Genomic DNA, 14558 nt, shown 5'->3' with positions numbered 1-14558 from the left:
CACGACTTACTGGAAACTGTTGTCATACAAGGAGGCTTGAACCATGAAATACCTGGCCCTGGTGTACTACCAGGAAAGCATCATCAACGCCATGTCGGACCAGCAATGGCATGACCTCAACCAGAAATGCATCGGCTGCGTCGAGCGCCTGAGTGAACAGGGCCACTTCCTCGCCGGCCAGGCCCTGCAGCCGGTTGAGATGGCAACCACGGTCAGGGTCCGGGACGGAGAAGTGCTGGTGTCTGACGGCCCATTTGCTGAAACCAAGGAGCAGCTGGCTGGTTTTTATCTGCTGGATGCTCGTGACCTCAATGAAGCTGTCCAGCTGGCCAGCCGCATCCCACCGGCACAACTCGGCAGTATTGAGGTGCGGCCGATCCGGGAACTACCGCCCAAAGATTGAAGGAGGAATAGACCATGTCTTACGTTGATGGTTTTGTTGCTGCAGTACCGACGGCCAATAAGGCCGCCTACATTGAGCATGCCCGCATTGCGGCCGGGGTTTTTCGTGCCCATGGGGCACTTGAGGTGGTCGAGTGCTGGGGCGATGACGTGCCGGAGGGCACGGTCACCTCGTTCCCGATGGCTGTGAAGTGCCAGCCGGAGGAGACGGTGGTGTTTTCCTGGATTGTCTGGCCATCCCGGGCGGTGAGGGATACCGGTTTACCAAAAGTCATGGCCGACCCGCGTCTGCAGCCGGATACCAACCCCATGCCGTTTGATGGCAAACGAATGATCTTTGGCGGATTTGACATGGTGGTTCAGGAGAGCTGAGCGCAGCAAGCTCGGAATTGTCCGAGAGGGTGAGCCGGGCTCCGACACCCGTCTGGAGCCTGGGTCACCGTAGGGGTCAGAAGGTGAAAGCCGCACCGACGGAGAAATAGTCGATATCCACCTCATCAAGGTCGAACAGCTCGTACTCGGCCCGAACCTGGAAGGACATCAACTGAAACTTGGCGCCAATCCCATACAAGGGGTCTGTGCCGTCATCGGAACCGCTACCAACACTGCCGTCGATATCGCCGTCCCAGTCAATGGCGCCGACTTTGGCAAACAGGCCCACTGGCCCGAGGTTGACTCCGGCCAGTCCGGCCAGGGTCCAGCCGGTCACCTCCAGGTCGTTGCCGCCTACGTTGTTGATCTTGCCGCCAAATTCGCCAAAGTCCACATAGGCGCCTTCAACGGCGACATCAACCAGGGGAACGAACCCAAGGTTGTAACCGGCAAAGATCTTGTAACCGGCATCATCGTCGTCGAAATCAACTTCACCCAGATCGGGGTCGTTGTCGCTGTAATCCAGCTGTGAAGAACCTACCGATGCACCAACGTACAGGCCACTGTCACTGCCTGCAAACACCGCACCGGACATCAGGAGAAACGTGAATGCTGTCATCGAACAAATGGATCGAATCATCAGCCTGGTCTCCTATGCCAAGTTGAGTCTAAAAAAGCCCTGAACTGGCCCTGTCAGAACAGCTACTGTGCCGTTCAGAGGCTTATTAACGTTTAGACTGTCGCTGAGCGTTTGTCCATTTCCCCGGTGGCTCGCAGACGCACCCGCTGCAACGTGCGGGATGAACGGAACCTGCTAAGTTATAGGAAACGCAACTGCGGAAGTGGGTGATTGCCATGGCTGACGACTCGGGGGCTAGCCAAACACCGGCCGATGTTGGTGACCGGATTTCGTCAAAACGGCTGATGGCCATTGTACTGGGCCCGGTCTTGATGCTGGTCCTGCTGGCAATTCCCGGGCCTCAGGCGCTGTCTCCGGAAGCCTGGCGGTTGGTGGCACTGGCGTCCTGGATGGTGGTCTGGTGGATGACGGAGGCGGTTCCAGTCCCGGTGACAGCGCTATTGCCAATCACCCTGATGCCGATGCTGGGCATCGCCGACCAGAAAGCGGTGGGTGCCAGTTACGGTAACCCGCTGGTGTTTCTCTTCCTTGGTGGCTTCCTCATCGCCGCAGCCATGCAGCGTTGGGGCCTGCACCGGCGGATCGCCCTGAGCATCGTCAAGGTGGTAGGCACCAGTCCCTCCGGCATTATTGCCGGGTTCATGCTGGCAACGGCGTTCCTTTCCATGTGGATTTCCAATACGGCGACCACCGTCATGATGTACGCCGTGGCCATCTCCATTGTCGAGTTCATGGCCAGTCGTACCGACGATCGCGCCCTGGCTCGCCGGTTTGGTATTGCCTTGTTGTTGGGGGTGGCCTACAGCGCTTCCATTGGTGGGGTGGGCACGCTGATTGGCACCCCGCCGAATACCTTGCTCGCCAGTTTCCTCAATGACAGCTACGGCATTCGCATCGATTTCGGTACCTGGATGCTGGTGGGCATTCCGCTGGTTGTGATCATGCTGCCGCTAACCTGGTTGCTGCTGTGTCGCGTGGTCTTCCCGGTGCGGGGGCTGGATCTGTCCGGTGCCGGTGGGTTGATCAAGCAGGAGCTGGACGCGCTCGGGCCTATGTCGAAAGGCGAAAAAATTGTCATGGTGGTGTTCCTGACAACCGCGGCCCTGTGGATGACCCGCAAGTTTCTTGTGGATATCACCGGGCTGCCCATCAGTGATACCTCCATTGCTTTGGCGTCGGCGACGGTGCTGTTTATGCTGCCCGCCTCCATCGAGAAAGGGCATTTTACGGTGGAGTGGTCGGCGGCGAAGATGGTGCCCTGGGGCGTGCTGCTGTTATTTGGCGGCGGTCTTGCCCTGGCGGCTGCGTTCAAGTCCACCGGTTTGGCGGAGGCCATTGGGGAGGGCGTCGGTGGCCTGTCGGGTATTGCCATTGGTTGGATAGTGTTGGCCACCATTGCGGCGATTATCTTCCTGACGGAAATCACCTCCAATACGGCAACCACGGCCACCTTCCTGCCGATTATGGGAGCGGTTGCCGTGGGCCTGGGTCAGAGCCCGATGGTGCTGGCGGTTCCGGTAGCCCTGTCGGCCTCGATGGCCTTCATGATGCCAGTCGCGACACCGCCTAACGCCATTGTGTTTTCCTATGAGGAAATGCAGATCGCCGACATGATGAAAGCGGGTTTCTGGCTGAACCTGCTTACCATTGCACTGGTCTACCTGGCCATGTGGACCCTGGTGCCATTGGTGTTTGAGCTCTCTCTGTAAGGGGACTGGGTGCCCTGCACGGTCACAGGCTCGACCCGTTCACGAACATACATTCCCTTACAAAAAAGCAGGCATCCAACGCTATCTCCCAAGTGCTCCAGTTCCTAAACTGGCACACTTACCCCAAGCTGAAGTGGACGGAGTTGTGGCTATCCAGTTCCTGTTGTCCCGTTTATTCAGCCTGCGCCTGTTACTTGTGATTCTTGCGGTTACCCTGGTGTTGTTACCAGGAGGGTTGCCTGGCTTTTCGCTGCCTGACCGGTTGCTCTTCGAGCTGACTCATCCGGCGGCGGCGCAGGCGATCGCGATGCCGACAACGGCAATGTCCGATGCGGCTTTCGCCGCCCTGGTACAGGATCAAGGCTTTGCTATTCCTGCCTGGAGCCCCTTGGCTGGTCAGGTCGGTGTGCTGTTGTGCCTGCTGTTCCTGGTGTGGCTGTTGCCGCAACTGGGCACCACCATGGCTACGCTGGCCACCTTTACCCTGCTGACCGCGCTTGTGGTCAGTCAGCTGGTGGTCATGCTGTACCAGTCGCTATGGCTGCCGTTGGGCCAGGTAATGACGTTCCTGGCCGCAGGCTTTATCACCATGCTGTTCTGGTTCCAGCCCCGCCGTATGATCCGGCGCCTCGAAACGACCGTGCGTGAGCGTAGTCTGCAACTTGGCCGGATGCTGCTAGACCAGGGCGATGCCGACGGCGCGCTGGCGGTGGTTGACGGGTGTCCCGTGGACGATGACTCCCTGACTTTGCGTTACGACGCTGGCATTCACCAGGAGCGTCGGCGTCAGTACGACCAGGCGCGTCAGACCTTTCAGGCCATTCAACACGACCGCAAACGCTATCGTGACGTGGCCGAGCGTCTTGAGGCAATCGCAAGGCTGACCGGCGAGGCGGCGGGTGCGACCGATTTTGAGGCGACCCGAACGCTGGTGATGCCGGAGCTGGCGGTCAGCCGGCCCACGCTGGGCCGCTATGAAATCCAGCGGGAACTGGGCCGGGGCGCCATGGGCGTAGTGTACCTGGGCAAGGACCCGAAAATTGCCCGCACCGTTGCCATCAAGACCCTGAGCTACAGCCAGTACGACCCCGGTGAACTGCCGGAACTCAAAGCCCGTTTCTTTCGTGAAGCGGAGGCTGCCGGCCGTCTCAACCACCCGGCGATCGTGACCGTTTTTGATGTGGGTGAGGAAGCGGACCTGGCCTTTATCGCGATGGATTTTGCCGCCGGCAAGCCGCTGAGCACCTATAGCCGGAGTGACTCTTTACTGCCGTTGCCGGTGGTGCTGACACTGATGGCGCAGGCCGCGGAGGCGTTGGACTACGCCCATAGCCAGAAGATCGTTCACCGGGACATCAAGCCGGCAAACCTGATCTACGATGCCGCCGGTGGCCAGCTCAAGGTCACCGACTTTGGTATCGCCAAGATCACCGATGATGCCCATACCCGCACTGGCAGTGTGATGGGAAGTCCCCTGTATATGTCGCCGGAGCAGCTCAAGGGGCAGAAGGTGACCGGTGCCTCGGATATCTACAGCCTCGGGGTGACCCTGTACAAGTTGGTCAGCGGCGAAACGCCCTACGCTGGTGACACCCTGGCCAACCTGACCTATCAAATCCTCAACAAACGCCCCCGCAGTGTGAAGACCTTTAACCCGGACCTGCCACCGGCGGTGGTCCGCTTGATCAACAAGGCCATTCAGTCTGACCCGGCCAAGCGCTTTGCCAGCGCAGGTGAAATGGCCCAGGCCCTGAATCGGGCGGCGAGCCGGGAAACCAGCAAGGGGGTGGCCGGATGAGCCTCAGTATTGCCGGAATAACCCATGTCGGCTGCCGTCGCAGCAGCAATCAGGACAGCGTGGGCTGGTACCAGTCCAGCGATGGCCAGCGCTTGCTGGGGGTGATTGCTGACGGTATGGGCGGCTATCAGGGCGGCGAGATCGCCAGCAGGATCGCGGTGGATACGCTCTTAACGGTGTTAAAACCCGCGGTCGAGCGAGGGGTCGCGGATGACGCCATCGCAGACCGGGTGCAGGCCGCGTTGAATCTGGCCAACGAGCGTATTGAACAGGCTCGATGCGATCGCCCCGAGCTCGACAAAATGGGCACCACGGTCGTATTGGCCTGGCTTCAGCGAGACCGGGCCTGGGTTGCGCATATTGGCGATTCCAGGTGCTACCTGCTGCGGGGTGAACGCCTGAGCCAACAGACCCGTGATGACACCGTGGCCCAGAACATGGTGGACGACGGCTCGATCACCCGGGAGGAAGTACCACGGGTGCCGTTTCGCAATGTCCTCACGCGTGCCCTTGGGGTTTCCCGTGATGCCGGGGCCAGCTATAGCGAGCTGACGCTGGCGCCCGGGGACCGGCTGATCCTGTGTTCTGACGGTCTGAGCGGCGCGGTGGCGGACAGCAACTGGCCGGCGTTGCTGGCCGGTGAGGAGGCGTTGGAGGGGCAGGCCCAGCGCCTGATCGACGCCAGCTTGGAGAACCAGGCCGGTGACAATGTTTCAGTCATGATGATCCAGTTTCGTTAACCTGATTTTGTTAACCCAAGGAGTAGCTGATGGCGGTTCTCACGCAGTTGGTTGATAACGTGGTGGTGAACACCTACGAACTGAGCAAGCCCCTGATCCATATCGGGCGGCACCCGGATTGCGAGCTTCGCATTGATGAGATGTCGGTCAGTGGCCACCATGCCATTGTGGAGCGGGAGCAGAATGCCTATCTCGATGGCGCGGTCGATTACTACATCACCGACAGTGCCAGCACCAATGGCACGTTCGTGAACGATCTCCGGCTGAATGGCCGTCAGCGTCTGAACAGCAACGACATGATCCGTATTGGCTGGACCCTGTTCCGGTTTGTGGACGAGAACGAAAACACCCTGGAAAAAACCGCGTTTATTCTGGAAGAGTGACGGATTGTTTTACTTGCTTCTAATTGCCTAAACAAATCAATGATCTAATATACCAACCCATAAAGCGTAAAGGACGGATGGGTGGTATGGGACGGAAGCAAACAATTCTAATAAGCAGTGTCCTTGTGATATTGGCGATCGTGGCGGCCCTGGCAGCAGGGGTGGGGCAGTCCAAACCGCAACCGGCGCCGGATACGGATTTCATTGAACTGACCCAGGGTTGGGATGACACGGTGCGGGAACAGATGCACCATCTCAGCTTTGGCTCGCAGATGCTGCCGTATGACTGGCTGCTCCATCTTGAGCGGGCGGACGGGGCGGGCCTGCTGCGGGACAACGATAACCTCGCCGCGCTCGGGTTTATTCCCGCACAGGCCAGCGAGTTGAACCCGGATGGCCTTCCAGTGGGGTTCAGCCGCACGGCAGGCTCTGACGGCAAAGCCTGGGTCGGTTTTACCTGCTCAGCCTGCCACACCGGCCTGGTGAGCTATCAGGGCGACACCCTGATTGTTGACGGGGCGCCGGCCCTGATGGATTTTTCCACCTTTGAACAGCAACTGATTGATGCCCTGGCGCTGACCCTGGCCGATGCCGAGCGTTTTGACCAGTTTGCCGATGCCGTTGGGGCAAGTAGTCCCGCTGACCTGCGGGTGCGGGTTCAGCAGCGTTTGGGGCACTTACGCCAGCGCCAAAGCATCAACCACTCCGACGTGCCTTATGGCCACGGCCGTCTCGACGCCTTTGGTCAGATTTTCAACACCGTTGCTGCGGAATTGCTGGCCAACCCGGCGAATGCCCGCCCGGCGGATGCCCCGGTGAGCTACCCGTTCCTTTGGGATGCGCCTTACCTTGATCTGGTGCAGTGGAATGGCTCGGCGCCGAATCTCGGTCCCGGCCCGCTGATCCAGAACGTCACCACAGCACTGGCGGTGTATGGCAGTGCCGACCTGAGTGGCCACAGTGCCCTGACGGGGTACCCCAGTTCTGCACTGATCACCAACCTGGGCATCCTGCAGAAACACTATGACCAGCTTCGTTCACCGCAATGGCCGGTGGAGCTGCTGGGCCTGCTTGATCAAGCCAAGGTGGAGCAGGGGCGCCAGCTTTACCAGGATAATTGCCTGGCCTGCCATACCATTGCTGACCGAAGCCAGCCGCCCGCAGCCCTCAAGGTCACCGTGGTGCCGCGGACTGAAATTGGCACCGACCCGCGGATGGCCACCAATTTTATCGCGGCACAGGCACAGACCGGTATGCTGGATGGGCGCCGACGATTTGTTCTGGCTGGGCCGACATTCGGTGCTGAGGCCCGCACCATCGACATGGTGATCCACGCCGCCCTGGGGGTCACGCTGCACCACCCGGTGGAAGCGACCGGGGCGGCACTGGAAGACCTGCACAAAGTATTCTCCAGCACCCCCAACAAGGTGCCTGACCAGTACAAGGCGCGACCGTTAAACGGTATCTGGGCAACGGCGCCTTACCTGCATAACGGTTCGGTTCCCACTTTGTACGACCTGTTGTTGCCTCCGGCGGAGCGGCCACAGAGCTTCCACGTCGGCAGTCACCAGCTGGACCCCGACAAGGTCGGCTTCGACATCACCGCCGGGCCCGAAACCTCCCTGTTCGACACCCGTCTGCCCGGTAACCGTAACCATGGCCATATCTATGGAACCGACCTGACGGACGCCGAACGCTGGGCACTGATCGAGTATCTGAAAAGCCTCTGACAAGGCTAACCAATAACAAGGAATGATCATGACAATGTCGACCTCACTCCGGCTTTGGGGGTGGTGCGGGAAAATCCTGAAGTGGCTGTGTATCGCCGTCCTGGCGATGCTGATACTGGCGGTTGCCGGTTTCGTCTGGTACGTGCTGTGGCCGGAGAAGTCGTTGCCGCCACTGGAAGTGGTGGACGAAGTGGTCTACCTGGAGCAGGGCTGGGGGGTGCAGCGGGAGGCGGCCCCTCGTCAGCTTTACTACTACACGCCCCAGGGCACCACGATGCCCCAGGGAGAAAGCCGGGGGGCCATCCGGTACGACTGGTTTGTCCATTTGCGACTGCCGTTCTCGGACCAACGCTTCGCCGACCCCGAGCACATGCGCCGGTACCGCTTCCTGGTTGATCCGGCGGCCACCGCAGCGAACCCGGACCAGTTACCGGTTGGCTTCACCCGGCATTTCGATCCGGTGACGGGCGACCAGCTACTGGATATCACCTGTGCTGCCTGTCATACCGGAGAGCTGCACTACACTCGCGACAACCGCCGCTACGCCGTGCGCATCGACGGTGGCCAGGCAATGCATGCCATCAGTGACACCACCCGCGGGTCCTTTGCGCCGATGCTGGTGGTCTCGCTGTTCTACACCGCCATCAACCCGTTCAAGTTTGATGAGTTTGCCCGCAACGTTCTGGGAAGCCGCTATCCCGAGGGTCGGGACGCCCTCAAGGACCGCCTGTGGGATTCCCTGAAGCGGTTTGCCAGCAGTCCCCAGAATAACCCGTTTGGCCACCTGTACCCCCTTGAAGAAGGGTTTGGTCGTACCGATGCCCTGGGGCGTATTGGCAACACCGTGTTTGGTGACCATCTGGTAGACGCCAACTACCAGACCTCGGCCGCACCGGTGAGCTATCCCTACCTGTGGGAGATCTGGAAATTCGACTGGGTACAGTACAACGGTTCGGTGTCCCAGCCCCTGGCCCGCAATATTGGCGAGGCCATGGGGGTGGGGGCGCGGATCCCCCTACTCAACGACACCGGGGGGCCGTTGCCGCCAGCAGAACGCTTCCGCAGTTCCGTCCGTATCGAAGACTTGCACGCCATTGAGCAGACCCTGCACTCCCTTCAGCCACCGACCTGGCCTGAGCCGATCTTCGGCGCGGTGGACAACGGCCTGGCGGACAAAGGCAAGGCGCTGTTTGCCCAGCACTGCCAGGGCTGCCATGGCCCCCACATCGCCAGTGAGGCACGTCAACAAGCCCAGGCGCCGCAGAAGCCTGGACCAGAGGATGAATGGCGGATTGAAGTCATTCCGGTCAGGCACATTGGGACCGACCCTGCCACCGCCCAGGGCTTTCTGGACCGTCGCTATGACCTGTCGCGGACCGGGCTAACCGACCATGACCTGGAACAGACCCTTACGCCCCTGTTCAATCGTCAGCTGACACGACAGGTGCGTTACCGTCTGCGTGAGGTGATTGATCTGCGCCGGTCTCAGGGGCTGCCATTGGGCAACCTGCCGCAATTGCTGGCCGAGTACCCGCACGCTTCGCCCGAGGCGATGGTGCCGGTGGATGCCTTTGCGGCCATTCGCCAGGAAATGGAAGCCGTTGCCAGCCCATTACCCACGGTACCGGACGTGCGCACCCCGGCGCCTGACCCGTTAACCTGCGACCTGAATTGCCAGACGGTTGCGCTGTTGTGGAATCTGGATCATGGCCAGGACTACGCCGCCATTGCGATGGATGCCCTGGACGTGACCCGCCTGACCGAAGGCGAGGCGCTGAACGTGGTGGGTTTGCTGGTGAAGAACCGTTATTTTCAGGACCACCAACTGACCTTCGAGCAGCAGCAATGCCTGGAAGGTTTCGGCACCCTCGACCTGCCACAACAGATTCTGGGGTACAAACCGCGGCCTTTGGCGGGGGTCTGGGCCACACCACCGTTCCTGCACAATGGTTCGGTGCCCTCGATTTACCAGCTGCTGTCGCCGCCGGAAACTCGCAGCGAGCGCTTCCTGGTCGGTTCCCGCGAATATGACCCGACACACCTCGGCTACCGTCTGGTCACAGAAGAAGACAGCGACACCAAGGGGTTCTGGCTTGATACCTCTCTGTCCGGCAACCATAACAGCGGTCACGCCTTTGCTGCAGACCCGGAGCTGTGGGCACGGCATCGGGCCGACCCGGCCTCGGAACCGCTCCCCGAGGGAGTGATTGGCCCGGTGCTGACCCATAACGAACGCATGGCGGTGCTGGAGTACCTGAAGGTTCACCGTGATACGCCGGATGAGAACTATGGTGGTCAGGCGGCACCCGCGTCCTGTACCGCAAGCGGGACCGCATCGTGAACGCCCGCACATCGCCTCCTCCTTGCAGCGGGCACCCGTTCACCGATGACTTCAGTGAAGTGCTGGAGGCTGAGAAGGGCTGGTTGAGGGCGCGTCGCCGGGCAACCGGAGAGATGCCAGATGACGCCCCGGTGGTGGGGCTGGCGCTGTCGGGTGGAGGAATCCGATCTGCCACCTTCAACCTCGGGGTGTTGCAGGCCTTGGCCCGCGGCAAGCTGCTGCACCAGGTGGATTATCTGTCCTCAGTTTCGGGCGGTGGTTACATCGCTTCGTGCCTGAGCTGGTTACGGGCCCATTTCCCGGTGCGGGAGCACCGCGATGTGGGTGGCGCTCCCCTGGCCAATGGCGAAGGCACCGTACTGGATTGGCTGCGAGCCCATGGCAACTACCTGATCAACGGCAAGGGCATATCGGGCTGGACCCTGGGGGCGTCGATCCTGAGCGGAACCCTGCTTAACCTGTTGGTGCTGTTGCCGATACTGCTCGGGGTGGTGGCGGTGGCCAGTACCGACTGGTGGGCCGTTGACTGGCCGGCCTGGCTGCACCTGCCAGGGGCCGGCGGGATTGTTGGTCACGATGGCTTCATGCTGCTGCTGATTCTGGGGGCGGCAGCGTTGGCCCTGTACCTGGCAAGCATGCTGCTGTTTGTGCTGGTGACATCCTCCAGCCGCGTGCTGGAGTGGATTCCTGAGCGCCGTATCCGCTCACTGATGGGGCAGTTTCTGGCGGTCGCCATTATGGCGTTGGGCGTGGGCCTGCTTCCGGTCTTCACCGAGCTTGAAGAGACGGTGCTGCACTACTTTGACCACCAGGGGCTGGCCGGGTTGACCCGCCATTTCACCTACCTCGTACCCATTGTCAGCGGGCTGCTGTCGTTGCGGGCCGCGAACAAGACCGGGGGTGCCCTCGCGGTCACAGGGCTGTCGTTGCTGGTGTTCGGTTTCCTGACCCTGCTTTACCACATCTGTGCCCACACCCAACTGGTGGGGTCGAGCCTGTTTTTTGGCTGGCTGGGCTTGTCGCTGACGCTGGCCCTGATCGGCAACGTCAATACCCTGTCCCTGCACAGCTTCTACCGGGGCCGGCTGGCCGACGCGTACCTGCCTGTTGTTGCCGAACCAGAGTCAGCGGAGCCCAGGTCCGACTGGCCGGTGGACCCGCTGCATTTCCGCCTGACTGAAATGCAGGCGGGCTCCGGCGGCCCTCTGCACCTGATCAACACCACCCTGAACACCACCAACTCCCACCGTGAGAAGTTACGCAGCCGGGAAGGGGAGTCGATGGTGCTGAGCCCGGTCTACTGCGGCTCAACGGCAACCGGCTATCGTCGCACGTCGGATTACCTGGACGGGGAGCTGACCCTTTCCACCGCCTTTTCAGTATCCGGGGCGGCGGTTGATCCCAATACCTACGTCACCCGTTCACGGGCACTCAGCTTCCTGATGACCCTGATCAATGCGCGGCTGGGTTTCTGGACCCGTAACCCCAGGATGGAGCGGCAGCGGCCCTGGCTCCCGGGTTGGTACCGGTACATGTTCCGGGAAATGTTCGGACTGGGGTTGTCGGAAACTCGGTCCGAAGTTCACCTGTCGGATGGCGGTCACTTCGAGAATCTGGGGCTGTATGAGCTGGTCCGGCGGCAGTGCCGTTACCTGGTGGTATGCGACGCCGGTGCTGACCCCAGTGACACCCTGTTTGATCTGGGCCGGGCGATCCAGCGGGTAAGGGCAGACTTTGGGGCAGAGGTGGAATTGTGTGCCGATGACCTGACCCGCAAGAACGGCGACGGCATGATGTCCCGGGCCTGGGCGACCGGCAAGGTGCGTTATGCCGATGGCTCGGAGGGCGACATCCTGTACCTGCGGGCCGCCCTGTGTACTGGCTTGAGTGCGGACATCTACGCCTACTGGCGCGCCAACCCCAGTTTCCCTGACCAGACTACGACCGATCAGTTCTTTGACGAGATGCAGTTTGACAGTTATCGCCAGCTGGGTCTGGAACTCATGTCCAAGTTGCTGGCTGCCCAGCCACGGGATTTTTCCGGGCTGTTCCAGTGGTTGTCCAGCAGCCGCGATGATGAGGCTGCGGTTGCTCCTGGCCGGGCTTAACGCCCTGCGGGGCAGGTTAACTCACCAGGAATGCCCAGACGTACAGCAGGGCCAGTGCGGTGAAGACCGTGGCAAGGTTGGCAAGGCCGTGGTTCTTGCGAAAGGCCTGGGGGTTCCAGTGCCAAAGTTGCTGGCGGCTGAGTTTGCCAAGACGGGGCAGGAAGCGGGGCACCCGGTTGCAATAGTCCCGGTAATCGTCCCCCAGGGCTTCGGGGAGTAGCGCTTCCTCCCGCTCGACGCGGGTGACCGCATAGAAGTAATAGAGCACGGCGGTTCCGGCCACCAGCCAGGGGTTGCCGGTCATCAGCACGATCCCGAGTATGAGGAAAAAGCGCGTGATGTACTGGGGATTGCGAACCAGGCTATAGGGGCCCCGGTCGGCTAGGGTGGTCTGGGTGTCGATGCAGGCAAAGCACCAGGCCTGGAGGAGAGCTCCAACGGTGGCGATCGCTGCGCCGGGCCAATACCACGCGGCCTTGATCTGGCTCATGACCAGAACCAGCAGCAGAATGCCAAGCAGAACCCTGGATTTCCGGAACCAGCGGCGAAACGACGGATTGTGAAAGCTCTGGCGAACGGCGGTCAGCATTTGGCTACCCCAGTGTTTCGGTTTGAAGTGGTGTTTATGGTAATGGTCGGCCAGGTAACGGGCTCGCACCGACCCCAGTGTCGTTGGTGAAAGCTGGGCCCAGCACTTGTAGAGCCGGGAGCGGTCGACCTGGCAGGCTCGCCGGCTCAGGGGGGCTGGCAGGTTGTCCAGAAACAGGCACGAGCCGAAGTCGATGAGGTGGGGCTGGCCCTGGACGCTCAGAATATTGCGCAGGTTACCCAGGTCCAGATGGGCGATGCCGGCTTGGTGCATCTGTTCAACGGTGGTTTCCAATTGTGGGAAAAAGTTGTCAGGCACCTTGGCTCGCCGAGTCCGCAGTGCCCGCAAGGTTTCTCCGGCGACATAGCGGTAGGCAATGGCATCACGGTCCAGCCGGAAGGCGTCCCGGGGCACACCAGGGACGGTTTCCAGCCGTTGCAGGGCCCTCAGTTCCCGAGCCAGTAACCAGCGTCCCCAGAGAAAACGGGCCACCGTGCTTTCGGCAAAATCCTTGACTACCCAATCCTGGCCGTTGATCTGGCAGCGCCGTACCCGGGCCTGCCCCCAGCGTTTGCGGTGAAGTTCCTGCAGGGCCTCGCCGTTGAGATGGGCCCGCTGGAAAGGTGGTGGTGCCAACGCGGAATCGACCCACTGGGTATGTTTGGCCATGTGACCCGCAATCTCCCTTACCCTGACGTGTATTGGAATGCATGCCAACTGAACACCAGCGTAGTCGATTTTCGCGAAAATGCCTGTTCATTCAGTGCAGGGGCGAGGGGCTGTCTGGCATCAGGGCGCTGAGGTGGAGCAATTTGGCGGGGTTGCGGGTGAGGTAAATGTGCCGGACCTGGCCGTTTCGAATGTCCACGGCAACGGTTTGCGGAAGTCCGTCCTGTTCAAGTGTCAGCAGGCCGGGTAGGCCGTTGATCATCAGGAAGCGTGCCCACAGTGGCTCGGGTGCGCCGGTTTTTCGCGACAGGGCTGCAAACAGGCGAGTCAGTTTGTCGGCTCCGGTAATGACCCGCAGAGCGGCATAGCGCACACCTCCGCCGTCGCTGTGTAGCATGGCGTGATCGGCCAGCAAGTCGCGCAGGACCGACTCATCCCCCTGTCGGGACGCCGTGAAGAAAGCCTCTGCGATCCGGCGATTGTCCGTCGAGGTTACCTCAAATCGGGGGCGTCCACGGCGTATATGGCTGCGAGCCCGTTTCGCCAGCTGGCGGCAGGCGGGCTCGCTTCGGGCCAGGGTTTCGGCGACTTCGGCAAATCCCACGCCGAACACGTCGTGCAGCAGAAAGGCCGCTCTTTCCAGGGGCGACAGGCGTTCCAGGGCGAGCATCAGGGCGTAGGAGACATCCCAGTCCAGGCTGTCTTCAGGGGAGGGTGTTTCGGCGGCAACGGCCAGCGGCTCCGGCAGCCAGGGGCCGACGTAGGTTTCCCGGCGTCGGCTGGCTTCGTTCCATCGGTCCAGGCACAGGCGGCTGACCACTTGCGCAAGGTAGGCCCGGGGGTTGCGCACGCCAGCGCAGTCGCTGTGATGCCAGCGCAACCAGGCGTCCTGCAGGATATCTTCCGCCTCGCTAACCGAGCCCAGCATGCGGTAGGCCAGTGCCATCAGGTAGTTCCGGTGGCTCTCGAACGCGCTCAGTGAGGTTTCTGTCATAACACCCGCTCCCTGGTTACCTGTCCGTCCCGGTTAAGTATACCGCGGCAACGGGCGCCTGCCTTCTGGTGTGATTGCATGGG

At 61.2% G+C, this 14558-nt stretch carries 12 protein-coding genes; 9 read left to right on the top strand and 3 right to left on the bottom strand.

Annotation, left to right across the window (positions count from 1 at the left end; translation table 11 throughout):
* The first annotated feature begins 43 nt into the window (after positions 1 to 43).
* Entirely contained in the window at positions 44 to 403 is a 360-nt protein-coding gene (locus BMZ67_RS02535) for a YciI family protein (RefSeq protein ID WP_092020331.1), read from the top strand.
* A gap of 14 nt (positions 404 to 417) precedes the next feature.
* A complete protein-coding gene (locus BMZ67_RS02530) occupies positions 418 to 774 on the top strand; it encodes a DUF1428 domain-containing protein (RefSeq protein ID WP_092020330.1) in 357 nt (118 codons plus the stop codon).
* A gap of 76 nt (positions 775 to 850) precedes the next feature.
* Here BMZ67_RS02530 and BMZ67_RS02525 read toward each other — a convergent pair whose 3' ends face one another.
* Positions 851 to 1414 (bottom strand): outer membrane beta-barrel protein, encoded by a 564-nt coding sequence (locus tag BMZ67_RS02525; RefSeq protein WP_092020329.1) that lies wholly within the window; start codon positions 1412 to 1414, stop codon positions 851 to 853.
* A 215-nt stretch (positions 1415 to 1629) separates the two neighbouring features.
* On the opposite strand from BMZ67_RS02525, the gene BMZ67_RS02520 reads away from it, so the two are divergent.
* The 7 genes from BMZ67_RS02520 (at position 1630) to BMZ67_RS02490 (ending at position 12223) form a co-directional block, all read left to right on the top strand.
* Positions 1630 to 3123 carry an SLC13 family permease gene (locus BMZ67_RS02520; RefSeq protein ID WP_092020328.1) on the top strand — a complete coding sequence of 498 codons (1494 nt, stop codon included), beginning with the start codon at positions 1630 to 1632 and terminating at the stop codon, positions 3121 to 3123.
* Positions 3124 to 3268: 145 nt separating this feature from the next.
* Complete coding sequence (locus BMZ67_RS02515) at positions 3269 to 4921, top strand: serine/threonine-protein kinase (protein WP_092020327.1); 1653 nt, start codon at positions 3269 to 3271, stop codon at positions 4919 to 4921.
* The gene (locus tag BMZ67_RS02510) at positions 4918 to 5661 is read left to right on the top strand and encodes a PP2C family protein-serine/threonine phosphatase (protein WP_092020326.1); all 744 of its coding nucleotides are present in this window, start codon (positions 4918 to 4920) and stop codon (positions 5659 to 5661) included. Before BMZ67_RS02515 ends, BMZ67_RS02510 begins: the two co-directional genes overlap by 4 nt.
* A gap of 29 nt (positions 5662 to 5690) precedes the next feature.
* Positions 5691 to 6044, top strand: coding sequence for an FHA domain-containing protein (locus BMZ67_RS02505; protein WP_092020325.1), 354 nt, complete (start codon positions 5691 to 5693; stop codon positions 6042 to 6044).
* Positions 6045 to 6169: 125 nt separating this feature from the next.
* Positions 6170 to 7774 (top strand): di-heme-cytochrome C peroxidase, encoded by a 1605-nt coding sequence (locus tag BMZ67_RS02500; RefSeq protein ID WP_217642444.1) that lies wholly within the window; start codon positions 6170 to 6172, stop codon positions 7772 to 7774.
* Between the two features lie 28 nt (positions 7775 to 7802).
* A complete protein-coding gene (locus BMZ67_RS02495; RefSeq protein ID WP_217642443.1) occupies positions 7803 to 10115 on the top strand; it encodes a di-heme-cytochrome C peroxidase in 2313 nt (770 codons plus the stop codon).
* A complete protein-coding gene (locus BMZ67_RS02490) occupies positions 10112 to 12223 on the top strand; it encodes a patatin-like phospholipase family protein (protein WP_217642442.1) in 2112 nt (703 codons plus the stop codon). Before BMZ67_RS02495 ends, BMZ67_RS02490 begins: the two co-directional genes overlap by 4 nt.
* 16 nt (positions 12224 to 12239) lie before the next feature.
* Here the strand turns inward: BMZ67_RS02490 and BMZ67_RS02485 are convergent, their stop codons facing one another.
* Complete coding sequence (locus BMZ67_RS02485) at positions 12240 to 13481, bottom strand: methyltransferase (protein WP_092020323.1); 1242 nt, start codon at positions 13479 to 13481, stop codon at positions 12240 to 12242.
* 91 nt (positions 13482 to 13572) lie between these two features.
* Positions 13573 to 14475 carry a sigma-70 family RNA polymerase sigma factor gene (locus tag BMZ67_RS02480; protein ID WP_092020322.1) on the bottom strand — a complete coding sequence of 301 codons (903 nt, stop codon included), beginning with the start codon at positions 14473 to 14475 and terminating at the stop codon, positions 13573 to 13575.
* Positions 14476 to 14558: the final 83 nt, after the last annotated feature.

Source organism: Marinobacter zhejiangensis (assembly GCF_900114775.1).
In the GTDB taxonomy this organism is placed as follows: Bacteria; Pseudomonadota; Gammaproteobacteria; order Pseudomonadales; family Oleiphilaceae; genus Marinobacter; species Marinobacter zhejiangensis.
This window is presented reverse-complemented; position numbering and strand designations above follow the sequence as displayed.